This is a genomic window from Quadrisphaera sp. INWT6 (assembly GCF_015390235.1).
Taxonomy (GTDB): domain Bacteria; phylum Actinomycetota; class Actinomycetes; order Actinomycetales; family Quadrisphaeraceae; genus Quadrisphaera.
Map to the genome: position 1 here is coordinate 1000982 of NZ_VUOH01000002.1, position 25270 is coordinate 1026251.

At 75.1% G+C, this 25270-nt stretch carries 18 protein-coding genes and 2 pseudogenes; 13 read left to right on the top strand and 7 right to left on the bottom strand.

All coding sequences use genetic code 11. The features are described from left to right. The first annotated feature begins 63 nt into the window (after nt 1–63). The 3 genes and pseudogenes from F1641_RS09590 to F1641_RS23800 all read left to right on the top strand — a co-directional run. On the top strand, nt 64–570 hold the full coding sequence (locus tag F1641_RS09590; protein ID WP_194904716.1) for a pyridoxamine 5'-phosphate oxidase family protein: 507 nt from the start codon (nt 64–66) through the stop codon (nt 568–570). Next, nucleotides 567–1322 carry an NAD(P)-dependent oxidoreductase gene (locus tag F1641_RS09595; RefSeq protein WP_194904718.1) on the top strand — a complete coding sequence of 252 codons (756 nt, stop codon included), beginning with the start codon at nt 567–569 and terminating at the stop codon, nt 1320–1322. Before F1641_RS09590 ends, F1641_RS09595 begins: the two co-directional genes overlap by 4 nt. 1459 nt (nt 1323–2781) lie before the next feature. After that, a pseudogene (locus F1641_RS23800) lies at nt 2782–2994 on the top strand (helix-turn-helix domain-containing protein); the annotation flags it as partial. A gap of 351 nt (nt 2995–3345) precedes the next feature. Here the strand turns inward: F1641_RS23800 and F1641_RS09600 are convergent. From F1641_RS09600 to F1641_RS09610, 3 genes and pseudogenes are all read right to left on the bottom strand, one after another. Continuing rightward, nucleotides 3346–4101, bottom strand: coding sequence for a cyclopropane-fatty-acyl-phospholipid synthase family protein (locus F1641_RS09600; RefSeq protein WP_194904720.1), 756 nt, complete (start codon nt 4099–4101; stop codon nt 3346–3348). Between the two features lie 107 nt (nt 4102–4208). Then, on the bottom strand, nt 4209–4310 hold the full coding sequence (locus tag F1641_RS23805; protein WP_375541476.1) for a type II toxin-antitoxin system RelE/ParE family toxin: 102 nt from the start codon (nt 4308–4310) through the stop codon (nt 4209–4211). Nucleotides 4311–4548: 238 nt separating this feature from the next. Then, nucleotides 4549–4806 (bottom strand): annotated as a pseudogene (locus F1641_RS09610) (type II toxin-antitoxin system Phd/YefM family antitoxin); the annotation flags it as partial. A gap of 571 nt (nt 4807–5377) precedes the next feature. Here F1641_RS09610 and F1641_RS09615 point away from each other — a divergent pair. Continuing rightward, on the top strand, nt 5378–7066 hold the full coding sequence (locus F1641_RS09615; RefSeq protein ID WP_194904724.1) for a SpoIIE family protein phosphatase: 1689 nt from the start codon (nt 5378–5380) through the stop codon (nt 7064–7066). Nucleotides 7067–7222: 156 nt separating this feature from the next. Next, entirely contained in the window at nt 7223–9262 is a 2040-nt protein-coding gene (locus tag F1641_RS09620; RefSeq protein ID WP_194904726.1) for a bifunctional diguanylate cyclase/phosphodiesterase, read from the top strand. 590 nt (nt 9263–9852) lie between these two features. On the opposite strand, the gene F1641_RS09625 is transcribed toward F1641_RS09620, so the two are convergent. Then, complete coding sequence (locus tag F1641_RS09625; RefSeq protein WP_194904728.1) at nt 9853–10743, bottom strand: NAD(P)H-hydrate dehydratase; 891 nt, start codon at nt 10741–10743, stop codon at nt 9853–9855. Then, nucleotides 10730–11503: a histidine phosphatase family protein gene (locus F1641_RS09630; RefSeq protein WP_206690807.1), complete on the bottom strand. Its 774-nt coding sequence runs from the start codon at nt 11501–11503 to the stop codon at nt 10730–10732. The genes F1641_RS09625 and F1641_RS09630 overlap by 14 nt, the downstream gene beginning before the upstream one ends. 288 nt (nt 11504–11791) lie before the next feature. Here F1641_RS09630 and F1641_RS09635 point away from each other — a divergent pair, with 288 nt between their 5' ends. Together F1641_RS09635 and F1641_RS09640 are read left to right on the top strand one after the other, a co-directional pair. Next, entirely contained in the window at nt 11792–12922 is a 1131-nt protein-coding gene (locus F1641_RS09635; RefSeq protein ID WP_206690808.1) for a DUF1524 domain-containing protein, read from the top strand. A 384-nt stretch (nt 12923–13306) separates the two neighbouring features. After that, nucleotides 13307–15622 carry a DEAD/DEAH box helicase gene (locus F1641_RS09640; RefSeq protein WP_194904730.1) on the top strand — a complete coding sequence of 772 codons (2316 nt, stop codon included), beginning with the start codon at nt 13307–13309 and terminating at the stop codon, nt 15620–15622. A 37-nt stretch (nt 15623–15659) separates the two neighbouring features. Here F1641_RS09640 and F1641_RS09645 read toward each other — a convergent pair whose 3' ends face one another. Then, complete coding sequence (locus F1641_RS09645; protein WP_194904732.1) at nt 15660–16451, bottom strand: phosphatase PAP2 family protein; 792 nt, start codon at nt 16449–16451, stop codon at nt 15660–15662. A gap of 118 nt (nt 16452–16569) precedes the next feature. Between F1641_RS09645 and F1641_RS23145 the strand changes: the two genes are divergently transcribed. Continuing rightward, a complete protein-coding gene (locus tag F1641_RS23145) occupies nt 16570–16968 on the top strand; it encodes a response regulator transcription factor (RefSeq protein ID WP_194904734.1) in 399 nt (132 codons plus the stop codon). Nucleotides 16969–16989: 21 nt separating this feature from the next. On the opposite strand, the gene F1641_RS09655 is transcribed toward F1641_RS23145, so the two are convergent. Then, on the bottom strand, nt 16990–19884 hold the full coding sequence (locus F1641_RS09655) for a LuxR family transcriptional regulator (RefSeq protein ID WP_255514215.1): 2895 nt from the start codon (nt 19882–19884) through the stop codon (nt 16990–16992). Between the two features lie 255 nt (nt 19885–20139). Between F1641_RS09655 and F1641_RS09660 the strand changes: the two genes are divergently transcribed. The 5 genes from F1641_RS09660 to wecB are packed head-to-tail and all read left to right on the top strand — an operon-like array spanning nt 20140 to nt 25239. After that, nucleotides 20140–21105, top strand: coding sequence for a hypothetical protein (locus F1641_RS09660; protein WP_194904738.1), 966 nt, complete (start codon nt 20140–20142; stop codon nt 21103–21105). Between the two features lies 1 nt (nt 21106). Then, a complete protein-coding gene (locus F1641_RS09665; protein ID WP_194904740.1) occupies nt 21107–21850 on the top strand; it encodes a hypothetical protein in 744 nt (247 codons plus the stop codon). Continuing rightward, entirely contained in the window at nt 21843–23279 is a 1437-nt protein-coding gene (locus F1641_RS09670; protein ID WP_194904742.1) for a glycosyltransferase family 2 protein, read from the top strand. Before F1641_RS09665 ends, F1641_RS09670 begins: the two co-directional genes overlap by 8 nt. Further along, nucleotides 23276–24085 (top strand): hypothetical protein, encoded by an 810-nt coding sequence (locus F1641_RS09675; protein WP_194904744.1) that lies wholly within the window; start codon nt 23276–23278, stop codon nt 24083–24085. Before F1641_RS09670 ends, F1641_RS09675 begins: the two co-directional genes overlap by 4 nt. Continuing rightward, nucleotides 24082–25239 (top strand): non-hydrolyzing UDP-N-acetylglucosamine 2-epimerase, encoded by a 1158-nt coding sequence (gene wecB / locus F1641_RS09680; protein WP_206690809.1) that lies wholly within the window; start codon nt 24082–24084, stop codon nt 25237–25239. Before F1641_RS09675 ends, wecB begins: the two co-directional genes overlap by 4 nt. Nucleotides 25240–25270 lie beyond the last annotated feature (31 nt).

Here is a 25270-nt window from a genome sequence, read left to right on the forward strand (position 1 = left end):
GGTCCCAGCAGCCGTGGCTCCAACCTACTTGCAGATATCTGTTAGCAGGCGCAGGGTGGAGACATGGCTACTCACGACACCGTCCACGGCGACGCCCGCACCCACGTCGCCCAGCTGGTCAAGAACGCCCAGGTCGCGATGCTGACCACCACGGACACCCACGGACGCCGCGTCAGCCGCCCCATGGGCCTGCAGGACGCCGACTTCGACGGCGACCTGTGGTTCTTCGCCTACGCCGACTCCGCCAAGGCCGCCCAAATCGCCACCGACCCCGAGGTCGGGATCTCCTTCACCGACTCCAAGGACCACACCTGGACCTCCATCACCGGGCGCGCGCAGGTCGTGCGCGACCGCGCCAAGGCCGAGCAGCTGTACACCCCCTTCCTCAAGGCCTGGTTCCCTGACGGCCTGGACACCCCCGGCCTGGTCCTCATCAAGGTCGAGGCCGACAGCGCCCAGTACTGGGAAGCGCCCAGCAGCACCACCGCCTTCGTGCTGGGCAACCTGCGCGCAGCGGTGACGGGCAACCCCCACAAGGACCCCATCACCACCGACACCGTCGACCTGTGACCACCCCGGGCACCCCGGCATCCCCAGCCCCTGACGCCAGCGGTCACCGCACCAGCGGCCCTCGTCACCGCCGGCTGCTGGTGCTGGGGGCCAACGGGCCCACGGGGCGGCGTCTGGTGCACCAGGCCCTAGTCCGCGGCCACCAGGTGCAGGCCCTGACCCGTCACCCCGAGACCTTCCCCCTATGCGACGACCGGCTGCAGGTCATCGCCGGGGACGCCACCAACCCAGCGGTCATCGACACCGCCGTCGCCGCGACCGACGCGGTCATCTGCACGATCGGCACCGCCTTCACCCGCCACCCGGTGCAGGTGTACTCAGCCAGTGCCCGCCTGCTGGTGCAGGCGATGAGCGGCCACGGCAAACGGCGCCTGGTGGTGGTCACCTCCGGTGGGGTCGACACCACCCACCGGCCTCAGGGCATCGCGGGGCGCCTGTCGCGGTCAGTGCTGCGCAACCGCATCGGCAAAACGGTCTACGACGACATGGAAGCGATGGAAGCCGTCGTATGGGCCAGCGACCTGGACTGGACGGTCGTGCGCCCACCGGGGCTGACCGAGGAACCGGGTACCGACTACGCCATCGCACCAGAGCGCATCCAGGACCCGTTCATGTCCCGTGATGACCTCGCTGCAGCACTGCTGGATCAGCTGCAGGATCACCGCTACGTCCGCAAGGTCGCCGCTGTGGCTACCCCGGGGCTTCGGGTGAGCGGCTGGTACATGTTCCACCGCGAAGTCCTCAAGCGCTGAACGGAGCGGGCCGACCCGCATCTGGGCGCTCAGCACCTGCGGCCAGGAACAGTCAAGACTGCCCGTAGCAGCTCTAGCAGCGCCGCAGGACTGCTGTCGGTGTCATCCACCCATGTGACAGCCCCCAGAGCTAGCCCACCCACGCCGCGCACCAGGCAGACGTGCCAGCCACCCTCAAACCGCGGGCCCATGTTGAGGCGACCGATCCGGAGCCATCCCCCTTCCGGCAGGCGAACGTCCACTCGGTGCGGCAACCACACCGATGCGGCATCCGGGCCCAGTCCCACCGACTGCAGCGTCGGCTCGACCTGCGCACGAAAGACTCCGGAAAGTGGCCTGCCCGACAAGACCATCAACGGCTTCACCAGCGCGCCCGTTGCTCCCGCCCGCACAGGCCGCACGATCAAACCGCCTTCTCACAGCCCCTCGTGTTCTCGAGGGCTCGCCGTCGCGGTGACTCACGCTGGAGCATCCGTCACGCTACGACGCACACCATGATCGCGCGCGAGGTTGCCAAAGTCAATGATCCGGTCGCTGCGGCGGCGCGGAGGGTTCGCCAAGCGGACCGAGAGACGTCCAGCGCAGGGGCCGAACGATGTCCATTGGGGCCCAGCAGTCGTAGGCCGGGGTGCAGCGCGGCTACCCGCGGGGCACCGACGCACCTGACTACCTGCCAGTGGCCGTCGTCCTGCGACACACCTGATCTGTATGCCTAGTCTCAGCGGATGGGGAGCTGGGTGATTCAGTACAGCAATCCCACCGGTAACCATCACTACTACTGGCTCGGTCCCCAAACTTCGACAGGGCATGCCCGCTCGCGCTGGGTGTGGGTGCCCATACTGAGCGAGAGCGTCGCCCGCTTCCCCAGCCGGGCACACGCCGAGCGCGCAGCATCTATCTTCGCCGGACCCGACTGGCCTCGAGGCGGTCTGCGGCGTGCGGTTTCCAAAACGACCTCCGCACAGTCCGCTCAGCCATTTGCCCCCCATTCGGCGACCAACGGCGCTCACGAGCCCTCCACGTAGCCGCAACTGAGCATGGACGACGACCCACCGGCCACAAGACGCTTGTCCGAAAGCAGCCAGTGGTGCGGGTCCTCGGTCGTGGTGGGCGCTCGACGCACCGTCCCTGAAGCGGATCTTGCTACTGCGTTCTCCCGGAACTGAACACGGGCTTCTCTGGCACGTTGCACTCGAGCGTTGGTTCCGGTCATCGGGACGCCGACGTTGCGGCGGAAGTTGGTCACATGATGGTCACAGACGCAGGACAACGGGACGGCACGAGCCCGAACTCCGCGGACGTCTATGAGACATCAGCCCTGCTCAGCGGACTGAGCGGCATCAGACGACACGGGATGGGACGCCTCTCGGCCGTCTTTCAATCCGCGGGTTGTGGGTTCGAGCCCCACGGGGCTCACCGTCTGACCGTGTTGTTCCGGGTCCTGCTTGACGCTCCCTGGATGAGGGAGCACACCGTGGCCGAGCAGCGCTACAACGCCGTCCACGCCGTCCTGTTCGACGGCCGCACCATCACCGACGTCGCCGCCGCCACCGGCGTCTCACGCCAGAGCCTGCACACCTGGCTGGCTCGCTACGAAGCCGGCGGTATCGACGCCCTGGCCAACTGCACCAGCAGGCCCCGCACCAGCCCGATCCAGATGCCCACCCACGTCGAAGCGGCGGTGATCCAGCTGCGCAGCCGACGGCACCGACCACCCCACCTGGGGCGCGCTCCGCATCCTGTACGGGCTGCGCACCCGCGCGCTGGTCACCGACACCGACCTGCCCAGCGAGTCAGGGATCTACCGCGCCCTCGAACGGGCCGCCCTGATCGACCCCGCCACCCGCCGCCGCCGCAGCCAGGTCTGGAAGCGCGGGGAACGCGCCCGCCCGATGGAGCTGTGGCAGATGGACCTGGTGGGGGGGGCGCCCTACCTGATGGCACCAGCGCCAGAGTGACGCGTCCCGGGTTCGCGAGGAGCCTGCGAGCGGACGGTCAGCGGTCGGTGACCGGGCGGCGGTCGTCACTCAGCAGCTGGTCGGAGAGCGTCCCGGAGCACGAGGGTCACGAAGCCGTACTGCTGACGCCACCCATCGAGGTACTGGCGTCGGTGCTCTCTGGCAACAGCGAGGACCTCCTCACGGTCCTCCGCGGAGGTGGCCTCCTTCAATGCCCAGTCCACCAGGGAGCCTGACCAGCTGAACTGGTAGTCGTCCCACTCCGCCGTCGTGCTCACGTGGGCGAATGACGGCTCGAAGCCGTAGCTCTGCACTGCGGTGACGAGTCCGGCCAGGTCGGGTAACGCGTCCGGGGTCACCTCCAGCGCCGTCAGCGCTGCTTCGGATGGCTGCGCCTCCCAGATGCTGTCTCCCAGGAGCACCTGCCCGCCGGGTACGAGGTGACGCCCGACCGCGCGCAGAGTCTCGTGAAGCCCTCCGAAGGCGTGAGTAGCACCGACGCACAGGACGGCGTCGAACTGGCCGTCCGACCACCGACTCGCGTCGGTCTCGATCCAGCGGACGCGATCCTGCAGGCCTCGACCGACGGTCCGATGGGCGGCGGTCGCCGGCAGCATGTGGTCGACGCCGACGCCGGACACCTCGGGGTGAGCCAGTAGGAGCTCCTGCAGCCACTCGCCCTCGCCGCACCCCAGGTCCACCACGCGTCCGGTCGGGGGTGGGGTCATCCAGGAGATGAGCTCTCTGAGCCGGTCCCGTCCGACAGGAGCCGCGATGGGGTGGCGTCGATGGGCGATGTCGAAGATCGCGGATCGTTCCACTCGCGGGACGGTAGGGCACGCAGGATCACAGGAGCCTGCGCGCGCAGGGATGGTCAGCGTGCCGCTGACCGGTCGGGATGGTCATCGGGCCGGTCCCGTGGCCGGGGTCAGCGGTCGTAGACCTCGCGGCGGTGAGCGACGCGGATGACGGTGATGGTGAGCACCTCGTCGACGACCTCGTAGATGACTCGGTAGTCACCGACGCGGATGCGCCAGGCGACGTCTGCGCCGACGAGCTTCTAGGCGCCGTGCGGCGCGGGTCCTCAGCGAGGTCCTCGATGGCGACGAGGACCCGGTCCCGAGCAGGGCGCGGGAGCTTCTCCACCTCTCGTGCCGCCGCGCTGGTGAAGTCCAGGCGGTAGCTCACCAGCCGGCATCCCCGGCGCGCCGTGCGCCAGGAGCCTGGTCACCGTCCTCGACGTCGCCGTCGTCAGCAGCCTCCTCGGCGTCGATCTCGGCGCGCAGCTCCTCGAGGCTGACGCGGGTGCCGTCGTCGTCGGCCTTGGCAGCGCGGTAGGCGGCGCCGTCCTGGGCGAGTTCGAAGGCCTCGAGGGTCTCGAGGTCCTCGACGCTGATGACGACGGCAGCGAGCTTGCCGTTCCGCGTGATGCCGATGCGCTGGCCGCCGTAGCCGGCTCGGCCGAGGACGTCGGCGAGCTGGGCGCGCAGCTCGCGGATGCTGACGGCGCTGGAGAGAGTGTCCACACCGCAAGTGTCGGCAGGTTCAACTGTGTACACAAGTGCCGGGTGACCCGAAGTCTCACCGGCTCCAGCGGGCACGGGCCAGGGGCCCTGACACGGCGGTCCGGGAATTCGCAGAGGTGCTCACACGATGGTCACAGACGCAGGACGACAGGGTCGGACGAGCCGTGTCTCCGCGGACACCCGTGAGACATCAGCCCTGCTCATCGGACTGAGCGGCATCACACGACACGGGACCGCACGCCTCGGCGGCGTCTTCTGATCCGCGGGTCGTGGGTTCGAGCCCCACGGGGCCCTCCGTCTGACCAGCAACGACGCCGGCCGAGCCTGCAAGGGCCAACGGCTGCCCCTCCACAACCCCTCTCGCTCCCGCAGCACCGGCGACCAGGGCTCCGGGCGGGCGGTCCCGGACGGCTCGAGGCGCCCGATCGACGGTCGTCAGCGAGGCTCATCTGTAGGATCGTGGGCGCAAGCCGTGCAGCTCCCCGCGGCGCCCTGCACTCACCGCGGAGTGCCTGCACCTGATCTGGACCGCCATGCGTCTCTCTCCACCGGCGAACCCTGCGTCGTCGTGGTGACCGCCGAGCAGGGGTGGCTGCGTCCCTTCCACTGGGACCTGGCCCACCTGGCGACCTACCGCGGTGAGCGCTCCAAGCCGCTGCTGGAGGAAGCCGTCGACCTCGCCGTGCGGATGACCGGGGCGTCCTACGGGGCCTACTTCAAGACCGTCGGCAGCGAGCGCCTGGACGCCTTCGCCCTGTCCGGCGTACCCCGCGACGTCTTCCCGCGCCCGGCCGAGGCGGACCTCCCTCCGGTGCGCATCACCGACGTCTTCGCCCCCACGGTCTCCGGTGAGGGCACCACGGTGCTCATCGACGACCTGTTCACCGACCCTCGCTACGGGCAGGTGGGCGGGATGCCGCCCGGGCACCCGCCGGTCCGCTCCTACCTGGCGGTGCCGGTCAAGAGCATCCAGGGCGTCATGCTCGGGGCGATCCTGCTCGCCCACGTCCAGCCCGGGCGCTTCAGCGACGCCAGCCGCCACCAGGCCGAAGCGGTGGCGACCTACGCCGCCGTGGCGATCGAGAACGCCCGCTCCTACGAGGCCGAGCAGCTCGCGATGGCCCGCCTCGGCGAGCTGGCGCAGGTGCTGCAGCGCTCCCTGCTGCCGCGCACGCTGCCCCCGCTGGACCGGGTGGAGGTGGCCGTGCGCTACCTGCCCGCCGAGGCCGGGCAGGAGATCGGCGGGGACTGGTACGACGTCGTGGTCTCGGAGCACCAGGTGACCTTCGTCATCGGGGACGTGCAGGGGCACTCCAGCACTGCGGCGGCCCTGATGGGCCAGCTGCGCACCGCAGTGCGCGCCTACGTGTCCGAGGGCCACGCTCCGGGGGCGGCGCTGGCACGCACCAACACCCTGCTGGGAGACCTGGGCCCAGACCTCTTCGCGACCTGCGCGCTGGTGCAGCTGGACCAGCGCACCGGCGCGATGCGGGTGGCCACCGCCGGCCACCCCCCACCGCTGGTCGTGCGCGAGGGCGCCGTCCGCGAGGTCGAGGTGGACCCGGGGATCCCCTTGGGCGTCGAGCTCGGCTCGACCTACGCCGAGACCATGGTGCAGCTGACCGGGCGGGCGCAGGTGCTGCTGTACACCGACGGGCTGGTGGAGACCGTGGCCGGCGGGATCACCGCCGACCTGCCGAGGGTCATGTCCATCGCCGGGGGGCCCCACCGCGACATCGAGGCGCTGGTGCACGCCGTGATGTCCGGGGTGGCCTCCGACCTGAGCGATGACGCGGCGCTGCTGGGCCTGTCGTACGCCGGCCCGGTGGGGCAGGCCGCCGAGCTCGACGTGGAGGGCTCCCCCGGCGCCCCGGGCCTGTGCCGGCGCTTCCTGCACCGCCAGATGGACCTGTGGGGCGTGGGCGGGGACACCGCGGACTGCGCTGCGGTGGTGCTCTCTGAGCTGGTGACCAACGCCGCGATCCATGCCGAGGGGCGTGTGCGGCTGAAGCTGGAGGTGGACGACGGGCGCCTGCGGATCAGCGTCACTGATGCCTCCACCGGTCTGCCGCGCCAGCGCCAGGCCGAGGAGGGGGCGCTGGGTGGGCGCGGGTTGGCGATCGTGGAGGCGATGAGCGAGGACTGGGGCGTGGTGATGCGCCCGACCGGCAAGACGGTGTGGTCCCAGCTGACGATCTCCCAGCCCAGCAGTCCGGTCGCCGGTGGACCAGGCGACGGTGGCCAGGGCACCTGCGCCTGACGCCTGCAGGTGCGCGGAGACGAGACGAGACCAGGCGGCCTCCGCGAGGGAAGAGCGACTGGTGCCCGGCCGCACCCCAGCCCGCACCCCCCACCAGCTGGCGCGGGCTCGTGGGAGCGGAGCGCTCCAGGTGCGAGCGATCGACGTCGATACGCCATGGTGTTCTACGCCAACCACGCCGGCGGCCGCTCACGCTGGCGCCCACCGGGCCTGCTGTCACTGCCCGAGGACGTCTGGCGCACCCGCCACCGCTGGGTCACCACCGTCCTGCTGGCCCACCTGCCCCTCCTGGCGGCCTACAGCCTCTACCTGCAGACCACGCTGATCGCCGCTGCGCCGTTGGTCGTCCCGGTGGTGCTGTACCTGCTCGCCACCGCTGAGCAGCTCACCCGCGGCCGCCTGCGCCTGCCCCGAGCGCTGACCTCCAGCGCCGCCGCCGCTGGGCTCATGGCGTGCTCCTCCTACCTCGTGTCCGTCTCCGGGGGGTACATCGAGGCCCACTTCCACTTCTTCGTCATGGTTCCCGTGGTCGCGCTGTACGAGGCCTGGGCGCCGTTCTCGGTCGCTGTGGCCTGGGTGCTGCTCGAGCACGGTCTGGTCGGCACCGTGTGGCCCCACGCCGTCTACGGCCACAGCCACGCCCACATGGACCACCCCTGGGCCTTCGCCGCCGTCCACGCCGGCTTCTTCGCCGCCGCGTGCACCGGGTCCCTGACCGCGTGGACCCTGGCCGAGCGCGCCCGGGGGGTCCAGGCCGACCTCGTGGAGCAGCTGCGCCACCAGACCCTGCACGACGACCTCACCGGCCTGGCCAACCGCGCCCACCTGGCTCAGGCCCTGGACGCCGCCCTGACCAGCGGTGACCAGGTCGCCGTCCTCGCCCTGGACCTGGACCGTTTCAAGGAGGTCAACGACACCCTGGGTCATTCCGCTGGTGACGAGCTGCTGCGCGCGGTCTCCGCACGCGCCACCACGGGAGTCGAGCGCCCCGGACTGCTGGTGCGCCTGGGTGGGGACGAGTTCGCCGTGCTCCTGCCAGGGCTCGACGCCCAGGAGGCCCTCAGCGTCGCCCAGCGGCTGCGGGCGACCATCGGACGAGTGACCACGCTGAGGAGCGGAGTCAGGAGCGCCGCGACCGACGTCTCGACCGACCTCTCAGCGCAGGCCCCGGACCAGAACGTCGCGATCAGCATCGACGTCAGCATCGGCATCGCCCACCGCCCGGCCCGGGGCACCGCCGCACCCCTCACGACCGTCGAGCTCACCCAGACCGCCGAGGAGCTGCTGCGTGAGGCTGATGTCGCCATGTACGCGGCCAAGCGGTCGGGGGCGGGCACTGCTGTCTACGAGGTCGACGGCGATGAGCACACCGCGTGCCACCTGGCCACGCTGAAGGACTTCCGCCGCGCTCTGGACGCCGATGACGAGATCGTGGTCCACCTCCAGCCGAAGGTCTCCCTCGCCGATGGGCGCCTGCTCGGGGTCGAGGCGCTGGCGCGCTGGCAGCACCCCGTGCGCGGCCTGCTGCCCCCGGCGGAGTTCATCGCCATGGCCACCAGCGCTGACCTCGCCGCACCCTTCACCCGCAAGGTGCTCACCGAGGCGCTCTTCCAGTGCCGCACGTGGCTGCGCCAGGGCCACCGGGTGCCGGTCTCGGTCAACATCACCGCGCACTGCCTCACGCGTCCCTCCTTCGCCTTCGAGATCGCCGACCTGCTGACCCGTCACGGAGTCCCGGCGGACCTGCTCTGCCTGGAGATCACCGAGGACACCCTCGTGGTCGACCCGGCAGCGGCTGCGCAGGTGCTGGCGACGTTGAAGGCGACAGGGGTGCGCACCTCGATCGACGACTTCGGGACGGGGTTCTCCTCGCTGTCCTACCTGCGTCAGCTGCCCATCGACGAGCTGAAGATCGACAGGTCGTTCGTGCTGGCGCTGTTCCCCCGCGGTCTGCACGAACCCGCCGACGACACCTTGGTGGCGACCATCGTGGACATGGGACACCGCCTGGGGATGCACGTGGTCGCCGAGGGCGTCGAGCGCCTGGAGGAGCTCGCGGCACTGGCCAGCGTCGGCTGTGACAGCGTGCAGGGCTACCTGCACTGCCCGCCGGTACCGGCGGCACGCTTCCCGCGCGACCTCCTGGCCACGGCTGCGCGCACCACTCCCTCAGCCGGCTACCAGCTGCACGCCTGACGGCGGCCGCACCCCTCGGCCCCCCGGCCAGCAGGTGCGGACGACGGGAAGGTCTGGTCGGCTGCCTCGGCAGGTCCGTCGGGACGTCGCGGGCCCCGGCGGGCGCTCGACCGGGCACCGCGGGCTGCGTCCACCGGTGGTGAGGAGCGGTACGACTCGGCGTGCCCTCCAGCGGTGCACGGCGTCGAGACGGCGTGGGAGCGGACCCCGGAGGTGCAGTCGCCGGGCACGACGGCCAGCCCAGGAGGCACACCCCGCACCCGCGTCGGGATGCCCGACACGGCTCTCGTCGTCCTGCCCGCAGCCGTGCGCCCGGCCTGGTGGACTCCGATGAGCTGCTCCCGCGTCCGTGAGACACCAGCCCCGGTCAGCGGGCTGAGGCGCATCAGACGCAGGACGACGGGACGGGACGCCTGCCGGCCGTCCCTCGATCCGCGGGTCGGAGGTCGACGGGGCGCACCGCCTCACGCTGCCGTTGCGGGTCGTGTCCGACGGACGTCAGTCAGCGCGCCCTCGACGGCTGGGCCCAGCTCGTCGTCGCGCGGGGCCGCACCTGGGCCCTCGCTCGAGACTGCGAGCGCAGGGGGCGCTCACGCCTCGATCTCGGTGAGGACGTGCGGCACCTCCGCGCCCAGCTCGCGGGCGAGGAACCCCAGGCGACCGACGCTCGCCGCGAGGCGGTCACCGGCCCGCCCGTGCAGGTGCACCCCCCACACCGCGGCCTGCGCCGGGCTGGCGCCCCGGGCCGCGAGCCCGGTGACCAGCCCCGCCTGCACGTCCCCGCTGCCGGAGGCGCCCAGACCCGCCCCGCCGGCCTGGTCGACCCACAGGCGGCCCTCGGCGTCGGAGGTCCACGACTCCTCCCCGCCCGCGGCGACGACGACGCCCTCGCTGGTGGCCAGCTCGCGGACGTGGCTCGCCGGGTCGGCCGTGACCGCGTCCCGCTCCACGCCCAGGGTGAGCGCGAGCTCGGTGGGGTTCGGGGTCAGCAGCGCCCGCGCGCCGGTGCGGCGCAGCGCGCCGCGCGAGGCGCCCACCCAGGCGTGCGCCGCGGCGTCCAGCACGAGCACCCCCACGTCGCCGAGGCGCGGCAGCACGCGCTCGCACAGCTCCCGGGCGACGTCCACGTCGCGGATGCCGGGGCCCACCAGGACGGCCGCCGCGCCGTCCGCGGTGGAGACGACCTCGTCGGCCGCGTCCGGGTCGACGTCGCCACCGGGGCCCTGCGGCAGCCCGACGACGAGGGCCTCCGGCAGCGCCACCGCGAGCGCGGGGGCGACGGAGGCGGCCGTGACGACCTGCAGCTTGCCGGCGCCCGAGCGCAGCGCGGCCTCGGCGGCCAGCAGGACCGCCCCGGGCGTCTGGTCGCTGCCGCCGACGATGACGACCCGCCCGCGCGCGTCCTTGCCACCGCCGGCGGCTGGGAGGGGCCACGCGCGCAGCACGGCGGAGGTGACGGTGGTGGCCTCAGTGGGGGACATCGGCGCCGGGCTCCTCGGTGACGGCCGCCGTCGAGGCCTCGACGGCGGCGGTGTCGGCGTAGCGGACCAGGCGGACGCCGTCCGGCCCCGTCGCGTAGCGGGTCAGGGCGCAGTTGGGCTGCGGGTCGTCGTGGTCGATGCGGACCGCCTCCTCCGGGTCCAGCCCCTCCAGCACGATGCGGAAGGCCATGACCACGGCCTGGTGGGTCACGAGCAGGAGGCGCTCGCCCTCGTGCCGGGGCAGGGCGGTGGCGACCACGCCGCGCACCCGGCCGACGACGTCCGCCCAGCTCTCCCCGCCCGGCGGGCGGTACCAGACCTTGCCCAGGCGCCGGCGGCGCTCGGCCTCCTCGGGGTGGCGGGCGAGGATGCCGTGACCGGTCAGCCCGTCCAGGACGCCGAGGTCGCGCTCGCGCAGCCGCTCGTCGCCCGTGACGGGCAGGTCGAGGCCCCCGGAGGCCAGCGCGCTCGCGAGGGTCTCGCGCGCGCGGCGGTAGGGGGAGACCAGGACGCGCGTGGGGCGCTCGGACTCCGGCAGTCCCGCGAGCCAGCGGCCCACGGCACCCGCCTGGTCGCGCCCGCGGGCGCTCAGCGGCACCTGGGAGTCGGGGGTGTCCAGGTCCAGCGCCTCCGCGCCGGCGGCCCAGGCCGCCTCGCTGGCGAGGTTGCCCTCGCTCTCGCCGTGGCGGAGCAGCCAGAGGGCTGCGGGGAAGGGGTCCCCGGGGCGCACCGCCGGCTCGGCGGGTACTTCAGGCAACACCCGGTCGACGCTAACGGCGGCCGAGCGGGTGCGCCCGGCGACTCCGCACCCGCGGGACCGCCACCGCGTCCCCCGAATGAAGTACGCAGAGGCAATCAAGATCTCGCCGGAGTCGCCGATGGATGTGGTGTCGGGCTGGGGGGCCCGACGATCGGGGGGAGAGGCGCCCTTCGCCACCAGGCGGAGGGCGCCCACCCGGGCGCTCGAGGAACCCCAAGATCGTTTGACAGGGCAACTAGCCTTCGCTCACCACCGGCGACGACGCCGGTCTGAGTCCGGGGGGACCCTGTGCACCGCTCGATCCGACGCATCCTCGCCGCGAGCGCCGCCTCGGCCGTGGCGGCAGCCGGCCTGGTGGCCGGGGCGCTGCCGGCGTCCGCGGCGACGGCGCTGCCCACCGACCTGCTGCGCCAGCTCGTCGTGGAGCCGGAGTCGAACAGCCCGGCCTACAGCAGGGACTACTTCGAGCACTGGGTCGACGCGGACCGCGACGGCTGCGACACCCGCCGCGAGGTCTTGGAGCAGGAGTCGACGGTCCCCGTCCGGCAGGGCTCCCGCTCCTGCAGCCTCACCGGCCAGTGGGTCAGCTACTACGACGGCGCCACCACAGCGAACACCGCCGACCTCGAGATCGACCACGCCGTCGCGCTGTCCGAGGCCTGGCGCTCCGGAGCCCGGAGCTGGAACGCCGACCAGCGCCGCGCCTTCGCCAACGACCTCGACTCCGCCCCCACCCTGGTGGCCGTCTCCTCCGCCTCCAACCAGGCCAAGGCCGACAAGGACTTCGCCGAGTGGCGGCCCCCGGCGGGCGGTGCCGCGACCTGCCGCTTCGCCGTCGAGCAGGTCCAGGTCAAGTACCGCTGGAACCTGTCGGTCGACACCGCCGAGCGCGACGCCCTCGCCGCCTTCCTGCCCTCCTGCGGCTCCTCCCCCGTCGAGGTGCCCGCCCGGGCCGCCGTCCCCGCCCCCGGCGGCGGCAGCGGGAACCAGGGAGGTGGCGGCGACCAGGGCGGCGGCGCCGGCACGAACCTCGGTGACCGCCTCAGCGCCGGCCGGTCGATGAGCGGTGGGCAGTGGCTGATGGCGCCGAACGGCCGCTACGGCCTCGCCTTCCAGGCCGACGGGAACCTCGTCGCCTACGGCCCGGACGACCGCCCGCTGTGGCACGCCGGCACCCACGGCAACCCCGGTGCCCGCTTCACGCTCCAGCAGGACGGCAACGCCGTCGTCACGGCCTCGGACGGTAGGGTGCTGTGGCACAGCTACACCTGGGGCAGCGGTGGCTCGGTGCTGCGCGCCCAGTCCGACGGCAACGTCGTCGTCTACCGCAGCAGCGGGGGTCCTGCCTGGTGCTCGGGCTGGGACCAGGGGCAGCGCGCCGGCGCCGGCTCGCGGGGGGTGGGCCTGCTCGGCCGCTGAGCCGCACCTGGGCCGGTCGGGGGCTCCGCTGCAGCGCCCCCGTGGGCCTGGTGGCACGATGGGGGCACGTCCTGCTCCTTTCGCCAGGTTGCAGGGCCAGGTCCCCGTCGGCTTCCACCCGGCGGGGATCGCCTTCTCGTCCGGGAGATCACGTCCGTGCCCCGTCGGCGGTCACCCCGGCCCCGTCAGTGGCATCCTGGGGACGGGACGGGCCGAGCACCGCACAGCTCGGCGTCAGGCGCCCGTCCGCGCCGGCTCCCGGCGCAGGCCGCGCTGGGCCCCCGCTCAGGGCGGAGACCGGTCCTGCCGATGGGACCGTGCGGCGCGCTGCGGCGCTCCGCACGCCGATCGGCTCGTGTGGCACCCCCGTGTTGGAGGACGTACTTGGCTCGACCCGGCCAGCGCCGAGCGGACACCCGCCGTGCTGCTCCCACCAAGAAGCAGCCCGCACGCCGCCGCGACGTCGTCTCCGTGATGACGGACACGGTGCGCGACGTGCAGAACGCCGTGAAGAACGGGCGCGTGACGCCCGCGGTGCGCACCAAGTTCCAGGCCGTCGCGCTGATCCTGCGCGAGGAGCGCGCCCGCGTCCGCGCGTCCGGCACCAGCGAGGGCCGCCGCAACGAGCAGCTGAAGCGCCTCGACGGGATCGCCACCACGCTGGCGGTCGCCGCCGTCCGCGACGCCGACCTGCTCGCCCTGCTGGAGGAGGACGCCGTCGTGTCCTCCGCGGCGCTGACCTACAAGCGGGACCTGCTCTCCGCCGCCGGCGTGGCCCCCGAGCCGGAGCCGGAGGAGGAGCCCGAGGACGTCGCGGCCACCCCCGTCGCCGCTCCCGAGCGCCGCGCCGTGCCGCAGTCGGTCATCTCCCGGCAGCTGGCCAACCCGTTCCTCGCACCCGACTTCTCCGCGGTCGCCGCCGCCCCGCAGCGCTCCACCCGACCGCGCCGCCTGGGCCGGTGGGACCTCGTCCCCGCGCTGCTGAGCTCCTTCGAGCGCGCCTCCGGCGGTGACGTGGCGTGCATGCCGCTGCCCCCGCCCTCGTCGGCGCACACCCCGCGCGGCCTCGAGCTCATGCAGCACCAGGGGCAGGTGGTCGCCGCGGCCGCGGAGGGCCACCGCACCTTCCTCCTGGCCGACGAGCCCGGCCTGGGCAAGACCGCCCAGGCGCTGCTCGCGGCGGAGGCCGCTGCGGCGTACCCGCTGCTCGTCGTCGTCCCGAGCGTCGTGAAGACCAACTGGGCCCGCGAGGCCGGCCTGTGGACGCCCCACCGCGCCGCGACCGTGATCCAGGGCAGCGGCGAGAACATCAACGGCTTCGCCGACGTGGTGATCGTCAACTACGAGGTGCTCGACCGGCACATGGGCTGGCTGGGCGGCTTCGGCTTCCGCGGCATGGTGGTCGACGAGGCGCACTTCATCAAGAACACGACCTCGCAGCGCTCCCAGAACGTGCTGGAGATCGCCGACCGGATCCGCTCGCGCACCGTGCGGCCGCTGATGATGGCGCTGACCGGCACGCCGCTGATCAACGACGTCGACGACTTCCGCGCCATCTGGCGCTTCCTGGGCTGGATCGACGCGGACCGGCCGCTGCCGCCGCTCATCGACGAGCTGGAGGACGCCGACCTGACCCCGGCGGACCCGGAGTTCTACCCGAACGCCCGGCACGCCGTCATCGACCTGGGCATCGTGCGCCGCCGCAAGGTGGACGTGGCCGCCGACATCCCGGCCCGCCGGGTGGCCGACCTCCCCGTCGACCTCGACGGCGCCGAGGCCCGCTCCATCCGCGCGGCCGAGGCGGCCCTCGCGGCCCGGATGGTGGAGCGCTACGAGCGGGCCATGGCCCACCGCGCGGCCTCCGGCATCCCCGTGCACGCCCCCGCCGACCCCGAGGCCGACGACGACGCGGGCGCGCCCCTCGCCGTCGACCAGCACGACGCGGACGGCTCCGACGCCACCGACACCACGGACCCCGCCGGCACCGGCACCTCCGAGGTCGTGGACGTCGAGGGCCTCGCCGCGGCGGAGGGCCTGGACGTGGCCGTGGCCGAGGTCGCCGCCATCGACCACGACCTCGTGCGCCGGGTGGCCAGGGCCGAGCTCAAGGACTCCGCCACCGACACCGGCGAGAACGTCTTCAGCGTGGTGCGGCGCATCGGCCGGGCCAAGGCCGGGCTGGCCGCCGACTACGCCGCGCAGCTGGCCCGCAGCGCCGGCAAGGTCGTGTTCTTCGCCAAGCACATCGACGTCATGGACGCAGTCGAGGAGTCCTTCACCCGGCAGGGCGTGCGCTTCTCCTCGGTGCGCGGCGGGCAGACGCCGAGCGCGCGCCAGCAGCAGGTCGACGCCTTCGTCAACGACCCCGACGTCGCCGTGGCGGTCTGCTCGCTGACCGCGGCCGGCGTGGGCCTCAACCTGCAGGTGGCCTCGAACGTGGTCCTGGCCGAGCTGTCGTGGACCGACGCCGAGCAGACCCAGGCGATCGACCGGGCGCACCGCATCGGCCAGACCGAGCCGGTGACGGCGTGGCGGATCATCGCGGCGCAGACGGTGGACGCGCGCATCGCGAAGCTCATCGACAGCAAGGCGGGGCTCGCGGCGCGGGCCCTGGACGGCTCCGACGAGGAGGTCGCCGCGACCACCGACGTGCAGCTCGAGGTGCTGGTGGCCCTGCTGACGGACGCGCTGCGCGGCTGAGCCCCCAGCGCCCCCGGCGCTCCAGGTGCAGCCGGCGTCAGGTCCGGCTGCCGGCGAGGACGCCCGCCGGCTGCGGCGCCCCGCCCCGCTGCTCGGCGGGGCGACCGGCCAGCAGCGCCCAGGTGCCCCCGGCGAGACCGGCCCCGGCGACGACGTCGAGCAGCCAGTGGTTGCCCGTGCCGAGCACCACCAGCGCGGTGGTCACCGGGTACAGCGCGACCAGGCACCGGGCCCACCGGGAGCTGACCACCTGCCGCAGCACGAGCGCGCACCACAGGGCCCAGCCCACGTGCATGGACGGCATCGCGGCCAGCTGGTCGACGCCGGCCGGGGCCCCCGCGGCGCCGGGGGCCGGCAGCGCCGCCCACCACCCGTCGGCGGCGGCCGCGGCGACGACGTCGGTGTAGCCCGCGAGCAGCCGCGGCGGGGCGGTGGGCAGGGCGAAGTACCCGACCAGGGCCAGCGCGGTCATCGCGAAGAAGGCGTTGCGCACCCCGCGGTAGCGCTCCGGGAGGCGCCACAGCGCCAGCGCGAGGACGGCGGGGGTGACGGTCAGGTGCAGCGCCTGGTACCAGGACGCCGCGGCCAGCGACGCCCACCGCGACCCCGCGAGGAGGTGGTCGAGCGCGCGCTCGGGGGCGAGGCCGAGCGCCTCCTCCACCTCGCGCAGGGCCCGCGCGCGGGCCAGCGCCGAGGCGAGGTCGGCCCCGGCGAAGCGCTGGACGGACTCGTAGGCGAGCAGGAACGCCACCACCAGCAGCGCCTCGGCCCACAGCGCCGGCCGGCGGGCCCGTCGCGGGGCCGGTGGCTCGAGGGCGTCGGAGGGCACGTCGGGATCCTGCCCCACGCGGCCGGGTCCCCCGTGCACCCGACGCGGACCCACCACCGGGGGCGGCCCGTAGGGTGTGCGCCGACTGGTGATCTTGCTCGTCCGACCGGAGCCGCCCGTGCCGCACCGTCCCGCCCCGAGAGACCTGACCGCCACCCCCGCCGACTGGGCGGCCCTCCTCGACGAGGTGTCCCGCGGGGAGGTCCGCGTGCTGCTCGACAGCAGCACCGGCGGCCAGGTGGTGCTCGTGAGCGCGGGAGACCTCGACCGGCTGGAGCGCGCGGCGCAGCGGGGGCTGGCCCGGGTGGAGCTCACGCCCCGGGAGCGCCAGGTGCTGGAGCGCGTGGAAGCGGGTGAGCGCGCACCCGCCATCGCCGAGGCGCTGGGCCTGGCGCGCGGCACGGTGGTGCAGCACCTCGCCTCGGCGCGGCGCAAGTACGGGGTGCGCACGAGCCGCGAGGCCGCGGCCCGCGCCCGGGAGGCCGCCGCCCTCGGCGGCGCCCCGACCACCGGCTGAGGGCCTCCCCGCTGCGGGGGCTCAGCGCGAGGCCACCGCCCCCGGGGCGGCGAGGGCACCAGGGGCACCGGACGCGCCAGCGGCGCCGGGGCGCACCAGCCGCGCGGCGAGCTGGCGGCGGCCGGTGATGCCGAGCTTGGCGTACACGTGCTGCAGGTGGTGGGCCACCGTGCGCGAGCTGATGCCGAGGCTGAGGGCGACCTCCGCGTTGCTGGCCCCGGACGCCGCCAGCTCGGCGACCACCTGCTCCTGGCTGGTGAGGGTGGAGGACCCGACCCGGCGGGGCGGCCGCTGCGGTGCGGTGGCGGCCAGCTCGCGGCGGGCTACGACCGCGAAGGCGTGCATCCCGATGGCCTCGTAGGCCGTGGCGGCGCGCTCCAGCGGCTCCCGGGCCGAGACGCCACGGCGGGCGCGGCGCAGGAGCATGCCGAGCGCCAGCTGGGCGGGGCCTGAGACCACGGGTCCGCCGGGGGTGGCGGCCGCCTGCTCGATGAGGGCGAGCCTCTCGGCCGCGACCGGGGTGCGCACGGCCCGGCAGAGCAGGTCTGTGACGACCGCGAACGGGGCGCCGCTGCCCCGGGCCCAGGCCGAGACCTCCTCGCCGACGCGCCGCAGCAGCGGGCCCTCCCCCCGGGTCTCGGCGAGGGCGTGCACCAGGGGCAGCGCGTGCGTCAGCGCGGCGGGGCTCGCGACGGCGGGGGTGTCGGGCCACAGCAGTGCGAGCGCGTCCGCCGCCTCGCCCATCTCCCCGCGCAGGCGGTGGCGGTAGGCGGCGCTCCACAGGGCGCTGGCCGCCTCGGTGGTCGGCGCGAGGCGGTGGACGGGGACGGCGGCCGCGTCCGCGTCCACCGGGGCGACCCCGGGAGCGGTCCCGGTGGCGGCACCCGCCAGGACCCCTCCCTCCTGGAGCACGCTGACCAGCTCCTGCGCCTGCTCCACCGCCGCGGCGCGCCCGGGGGCGTGACGGACGGCGGCCCGTGCGCGCCGCAGGTGGTCCGCCCCACGGGCCACGGAGGTCTCCAGCAGCGCGGCGCAGCCCGCCAGGTGCAGGTCGACGGCACCGGGCCCGGTCGTCGGCAGCGCCGCCGCCCGCCGCTCGACCACCTCCACCACGGGACCGAGGCGCCCGAGCACCCGCGCGAGGGCGACGGCGCGCCGCAGCACCGGCAGCGAGGTCGCACCGAGCACCTCCGCGAGATCGGTGAGGGCCTCCTGCTGCTCCGCGGGCTCGCAGGCGTCCCACAGCTGGGTCAGCCGCGCCAGGGACCGCACCCGAGCGCCCGCCGCGCCGGGCAGCAGCGCCGCCGCCCGGTCCAGGGCGCGGCTCGGGACGGCCCGGCGGCCGCCGACCACCACGAGCGCGGCGGCGGTCGCCACGGCCTCCGCTGCGGCGGCCGCAGCGGCGCCGTGCCCGGCGGGAGGAGCGGCGGCGTCCACCTGGTGGTCCAGGGCCCGCTCCAGGTGCCCGACCGCCGCACCCGCGTCCTCGCGGTCGAGCGCCTCGAGGGCCCGGAGGCGCTCGGCGGCGCCGAGGACGTGCGGTCCCGACGCGCCCTTCGCCCCCGCGCTCAGCGCTGCTGCGACGCCGGCGCGCCCGCAGACCAGGGCCTGCTCAGCGGCCAGCAGCAACGACGTCGCACGGGAGGCGGGGTCGTCGTCGACGGCGGCGGCCAAGGCGAAGAGGTCGCCGGCGCGGCGCCCGTCGTAGCCCCGCAGGGCCCCGGCGCTGCGGCGCAGCCCGGCGGCGAGCGCCGGGTCGGCGCCGGTGGAGAGGTGCGCCCGGTGGCGACGGGCCTCCGCCGCGAGCCTGAGGGCGCGCTCGTCGGCCCCCGAGGAGGGGCCGTCCACCCCGGAGGCGCGGCAGAGCACCTCGTGCCAGGCACCCCGGGCGCGGGCGACGTCGTCGGGATCGGCCTCCGCGGCGGCCACGGCGGCGAGGAAGGGGTCCGGGGCGCTCGTGGCGGAGGGTGCGGTCACCTCGAGACCGCTCCGGACCGCGCCACCGCCTCCCTCGGGGCCGAGGTGCCTGAGCACCGCCTCCACGTGGACGGCGGCCGCCGGCTCGTCGAGGAGCCCGAGCAGCAGGAGCCGCTGCCGCTCGCGCGGGGCGAGCCCGGCCAGCTCCTCGCGGACCCGGTCGAGCCACGGCCCCGAGCCTGCGCGCAGACCGGAGGCGAGGGCCCCGGAGCCCGTGACCGCGGAGCCCGCCGACGCGTCGTCGAGGAGGTCGAGGAGGTCGGTGAGGCGGCCCGGACGGCCCTGCGCCAGGTCGACCAGCCGCTCGCGCTCGAGCGGGTCGAGGTCCGGCGAGCGCTCGTCGACCAGGGCGGTGACCGCCTCGCGGCCCAGGGGCGTCAGGGGCACGACGACGTCGGCCTCCACCGCGCCCCGGGCGGGCTGGTGGCCGGGGGCCGCCCCCACCACGCAGACCGCCGTGCGCGACAGGCGGCGGCCGAGGAAGCGCAGCACCGCCGTGGAGGACGGGTCGGCCCACTGGACGTCGTCGACGACGACGAGCACCGGCCGCCTGCGCCCGACCGCCTCCAGCACCAGCAGGACCGCCATGGGCAGGGGCGCCAGCCCGGGCAGGGGGGCGCGCCGGCCCACCGCCACCTCCAGCGCCGCCCGCGGCGCGGCGTCCAGGGCCACTCCCAGGGCGTCGACCTCGTCGAGCAGCGGCAGCAGCACCTGCTGCAGGAGCGCGTTGTCCAGCTCGACCTCGTCGGGAGCGCCGCGCGCGACCAGCACGAGCCAGCGCCCGCCGGCGGCCGCGGCGGTGTGCGCCGCGTCGTCGAGGAGGGCGCTGGAGCCGTCTCCCGGCTCGCCGGTCACGAGGACCGACCTCCCCCTGCCCGCGGCGGCGCTCGCGAGAGCACCACCGATCGCACGGCGCTGCACTGCCCGGTCTAGGAGCATCCCTGAGTATTACTAGAATTTGCGCTGGGACGCCCCCGCGCGGGGCGCACCCCGCAGGACCTCGACGCGGTCGCCGCCGCGTCATCGTCACCTCACCGGACGAACCCGTCCGGGCCATCGGCCGCGGCGCGCGCGGACCGCGCTCTTCGCCTGCCGCCCTCCCACGAGTCATGGGCAGCGACCTGCGGCACCCACCGCAGGGCTCCGACACCTACTGGACGCCGCGGTGGAGCGGCTCACTCCTGAGGAGGGGCGATGACGATCACGGCGGTGCGCGCGGAGCGACCCACCGAGCTGTCCGGCGGGCGGACCTCGGAGCTGGCGGTGCAGGACGACCACCTCTGGTCGCCCGTGACGCAGTTCACGCTGGCGGGCCTCACGGCCGACGCCGGGGACGCCTTCGAGATGTGGGGCCTCGCCCGGGTGGCCGACCGGAGCTGGACGCTGCTGTCGAGCACCGGGGCGACGGCCTCCGCGATCGGCACCGAGGCGCGCTGGGACGAGACGATCTGCAGCGTCGCGCAGACCGGGTCCGACGCGGTCCACGTCGCCGACCTCCGCCGCCGCAGGGACCCGGTGCTGCGCACCGCCTCGGAGCGGTGGGGGCTGCGCGCGTACGTCGGCGCCCCCGTCCTCGCGCCCGGCGGTGAGCGCCTGGGGAGCCTGTGCGGCTGGTCGACCACGCCCACCCAGGACGACGAGCGCCTGCGCGCCCGGGTCACCCGCCACGCCCACTTCCTCGGCACGACGCTGGCGCGCGAGCTGCGTGAGGTCCGCGCCACGCGCCAGGCGGCGTGGGCCACCCCGCCCGCGAGCAGGGACGCGCTGACCCGCCTGCCCGACCGGCGCGCCTGGGGCCGGCTGCTCCACGACGAGGACGAGCGCGGCCGCTCCCTCGCCGAGCCGGCCGCCGTGACCCTCGTCGACGTCGGCGCCGTCAGCTCCACGCGCGGGCTGCGGCGCGCCGCCCAGGCGCTCACCGAGGTGGCCGGCTCCTCCAGCACCGTCGCCCGCACCGGCCCCCGGCAGTTCGGCCTGCTCAGCTGCGCCGTCGAGGGCCAGCACGCGGGCGCCGTCGCCGACGCCGTCCTCGCCGGGGTCGCCGACGCGCTGCCGCAGGCCCGGTCGGGCCGCGCCCTGCGCCGCGGCCAGAGCACGCTCGCCGACGTCTGGGCCGCGGCCGAGGGCGACCTGCTGGTCGCGCGCCGCGGGACCCGCTGACGTGAGCGCGACCACCGCGGTGGAGGCGCTCCCCGGGGGCTCCTCCGGTGGCGTCGACGACGACCTCGACGTCGGCCTGGCCCGCCCCGCCGTCGCCGTCCTCTGCGCTGCGGCCCTCGTCGCCGTGCTGGCGGCGGGCCGCTGGATCCAGCTGGGCGAGGCGGCGCTGTCGACGCTGGTGGCCCGCGCCACCGGCGTCCACGACGCCCACCGGGTCGGCACCGCGGTGGTCTTCGAGCTGGACGGCCGCGCCGTCGGCTACGGCATCACCCTGGGCTGCACGGTGGCCTTCCTGCTGCTGCCCTTCGTGCTCGGGACGGCGGTGGTCCTCACCGTGCAGCGCACCACCGCGCTGCGCGCGCTGGCGGCGCTGGCGGCCGCGGTCGCCGTCGTCGCGGCGTGCAACCAGCTGCGCCTGCTCGTGATCCTCTCCGGGATCCGGCTGCTGGGCCTGGAGCGCGGCTACTCCGCCACGCACGTGCTGGTGGGCACCGCCCTGAGCACCGTCGGCGTGGTCACGGCCGCGCTGCTGTTCCTGCACATCATCACCCAGCCCACCCGCCGGCGGCTCCAGCGGCGCTCCGAGCGGGCCCAGGAGGCGCCCCGCCCCCCGGCCGCCGCTCCGGTGGCAGCTCTGGGAGCAGCTCCGGTGACGGCCCCGGCCGTGGTCGTCCTCCCGGCCGCGTCCGCCATCCCGACCCAGCGCTCAGCGCGGACGCAGACCCCGGAGGACCGCCGTGGATGACCCCCGCACCTGGCTCGCGCTGCTGAACACCGCCGCGTTCCTGCTGTGCGTCGCCTTCCTGTCGTACGTCGGGCTGATCACGCGGCGCTTCGTGCAGCCGCGGCGCGCGGCGCGCACCGGGCCGGTCGACCACGCCGTCCACCTCGTCGTGCCCTGCCTCGACGAGGAGGAGGTCGTCGCCGGCACGGTCCAGCACCTGGTCACGGCCTTCCCCGACGCCACGGTCTGGTGCGTCGACGACGCCTCGGAGGACGCCACCGGCGAGCTGCTCGCCCAGGCGGCCCGCGTGTGGCCGTCCGTGCGGGTGGTCAGCCGCCACGCCCCCGAGGCCCGGCAGGGCAAGGGCGCCGCGCTGAACGCCGCCTGGCGCGCCATCGACGCCGAGCTCGGTCCCGACGTCGACAGGTCGCGGGTGCTCGTGGGCGTCGTCGACGCCGACGCGCGGCTCGACCCCTCCTGCCTGGCCGTGGTCTGCGGCCCGGAGCTCTTCGGCGACCCGGCGGTGTCGGCGGTCCAGGTGCAGGTGCGGGTGGTCGAGGACGTCGACGCCCTCACGAGCACCTGCCCCCTGGCGCTCGTCGACGCCGCCGACCCCTCGGGCGACCGGCTGCTGGTGCAGCTGCAGGACCTCGAGTTCACCGGCCCGATCGCCGCGATGCAGACCCTCCGGCGCGCCACCGGCAGCGTCGGGATGGGCGGCAACGGGCAGTTCACGCGCCTGTCGACCCTCGACAGGATCGCCGCCGAGCACGACGTCCCCTGGCACGGGGCGCTGCTGGAGGACTTCGAGCTGGGCCTGCACGTGCTCCTCACCGGCGGGCGCACCGAGTACACCGACGACACCTTCGTGGCCCAGACCGGGCTGCTGTCGGTGAAGCCGCTGCTGCGCCAGCGCAGCCGGTGGGCCCAGGGCGGCATGCAGTGCGCCCGCTACTGGCGCAGCGTCGTGACCTCACCGGTGGTGCCGCTGACCGCCGCGCTGGAGATCACCTACTACCTGGCCGTGCCGTGGTCGCAGCTGCTGGGCGCCCTCGTGTTCCCCGCCGCGATCGGCGTCGACCTCCACTACGCCTTCACCACCGCGGGCGGCGCCGCCGGCTGGTGGGTCAGCGGCGCCTGGGGCCTGCTGCCCCTGGCGCTGGTCTTCGGCGTGGTGCCCCACGTCATGTGGGGCCCGCTGTACCGCCACGCCTCCGGCGGGCACGTCAGCCGCCGCCGGGCCCTCGCGCTCGGCCTGGCCAACGCCGCCTACGCCTACCTGCTGCAGGCCGCCGTGTGGTGGGCCCTGTGGCGGGTGGTGCGCGGGCGCCACGACTGGAAGAAGACCGCGCGCACCACCACCGCCCGGTCCGCCCACCCGGTCGAGACCCCCCTCCCCCGCACCCCCGTCCCGGCAGCGGCCGGCGCCACCTCAGGAGCGCAGCGATGACCTCGTGGACCCGGTGGACGACGACGGCGGCGCTGGCCTCCGCCCTGGCGCTGGTCCCCGCGGCGGCGCACGCCGACACCGCGAAGGCGTCGGCGCGGGCCCTCGGCGTGACCACCTCCCTGGGCGCGTCGGTCGGTGCCGGTGCCGCGAGCGCCACCAGCGACGGCACGGACCCCGACACCGGAGGCGGCTCGGGCGGGGCGCCCTCCTCGCAGGACGTCGTGACGGCGGGCCTGGTGGTCTCGAAGGTCCGCGCCCTCGCCGACGGGACGTCGGCGGCCTGCGCCGGCCTCGTCGGCAGCGGCGGCAGCATCCAGATCGGGGCCGACGGCTCGTGCGCCGTCAACGCGGGCGGCGGCGGCGTCCGCATCGCGCTGACGCCCCTCATCACCGTCACCGCCGACGCCCTGGTCGCCAGCTGCACCGCCAGCAGCACCGCCCGGGGGACCACGAAGACCGTGGTCACGAACGCGCGCCTGACCGCACCGCTCGTGAGCACCGGCCTCAGCGCCGGACAGGCCTCGGCGGGGATCAGCGGGGTGCTCGCCCTCGGCACCGGGGGGAGCTCCACGTTCGCCGCGGCGGGCTCGGGCGGGACCACGGCGCTGACCGCGTCGGTCGTCGGGGGCACGGTGGCGGTGGACGTCGGCCAGGTGTCGTGCGGCGAGAACGCCGTCGTGGTCCCCACCCCGGCGCTGCCCCTCGAGGGGTGGCCGGTCGCGCTCGCGGGGGCGGCCGTCGCCGTCGTCGCCGGTCGCGCCCTGCTGCGCCGCGCCGCGACCACCGGGAACGGAGCCCCCGCGTGAGCCGCCCCGGCCGCCAGCCGGTCGTCGCCGCCGTCATGGGGACGCGCCCGGAGATCATCAAGCTCGCACCCGTCGTGCACGAGCTCACCGGCCGAGGGGCGCGCGTGCGCACCCTGCTGACCGGTCAGCACTACGACAGGGCGCTCGCCGGCGACGTCGTCGACGCCTTCGGGCTCACCGACGTCGAGCCGCCCGCCGCCCCCGTGGGCGGCCTGGCCCGGGCCGACCAGGTCGCCGCGATGATCACCGGGCTGGCGGCGTCGCTGCGGGAGCTGCGGCCCGACGCCGTCCTCGTGCAGGGCGACACGAACAGCGCCAGCGCCGGCGCCCAGGCGGCGCACTACCTGGGCCTGCCCGTGGTGCACGTCGAGGCGGGGCTGCGCTCGCACGACCGGCGCATGCCCGAGGAGGTCAACCGGCTCGTCATCGGCGCCCTGGCCGACGTGCACTGCGCCCCCACCCCGGAGAGCGCGGCCAACCTGCTGGCGGCCGGCGCCGACCGCGCCGCCGTGCACGTCACCGGGAACCCGGTGGTCGAGGCCACCCTCGCCTCCCTGCAGCGGCCCCACCGCGCCGCCGAGGTGCTGCGCTCGGTGCACCTCGCGGGGATGCTCTTCGTGCTCGCGACCGTGCACCGCCCGGAGAACACCGACGACCCGGTGGCCCTCGCCGCGCTCCTGCGGGCGCTCGACCTGCTGCCAGCGCCCGTGCTCCTCCCCGCGCACCCCCGCACCACGGCGCGCATCGCTGCCGCGGGGCTCACCACGCCCCGCTCGCTGCGGGTGGTCGAGCCCCTCGACCACGCGACGTTCCTGGCGCTCGCCGCGCAGGCGCAGCTGGTGGTCTCCGACTCCGGCGGCCTGCAGGAGGAGGTCACGGTGCTGGGCCGGCCGATGGTCGTGGTCCGCACCAGCACCGAGCGCCCCGAGAGCGTCAGCGCCGGCTTCTGCCGCCTCGCACGCCCCGCGGGCGTCCCCGGTGCGGCCGCGGAGCTGCTCGACCCGGACCACCTGGCGGCGCTGGCGCAGCGCCCCAGCCCCTACGGCGACGGCTCCGCCTCGCGCCGGATCGCCGACCTCGTGCTCGACCTCGCTGCCCGCAGCGGGTCCCCGGGCGCTCGGGCGCGGCAGGACCCAGGGCTCGTCGCGCTCTGAGCGCGCCCTCCGCCGACGGCGCCCGCGGCAG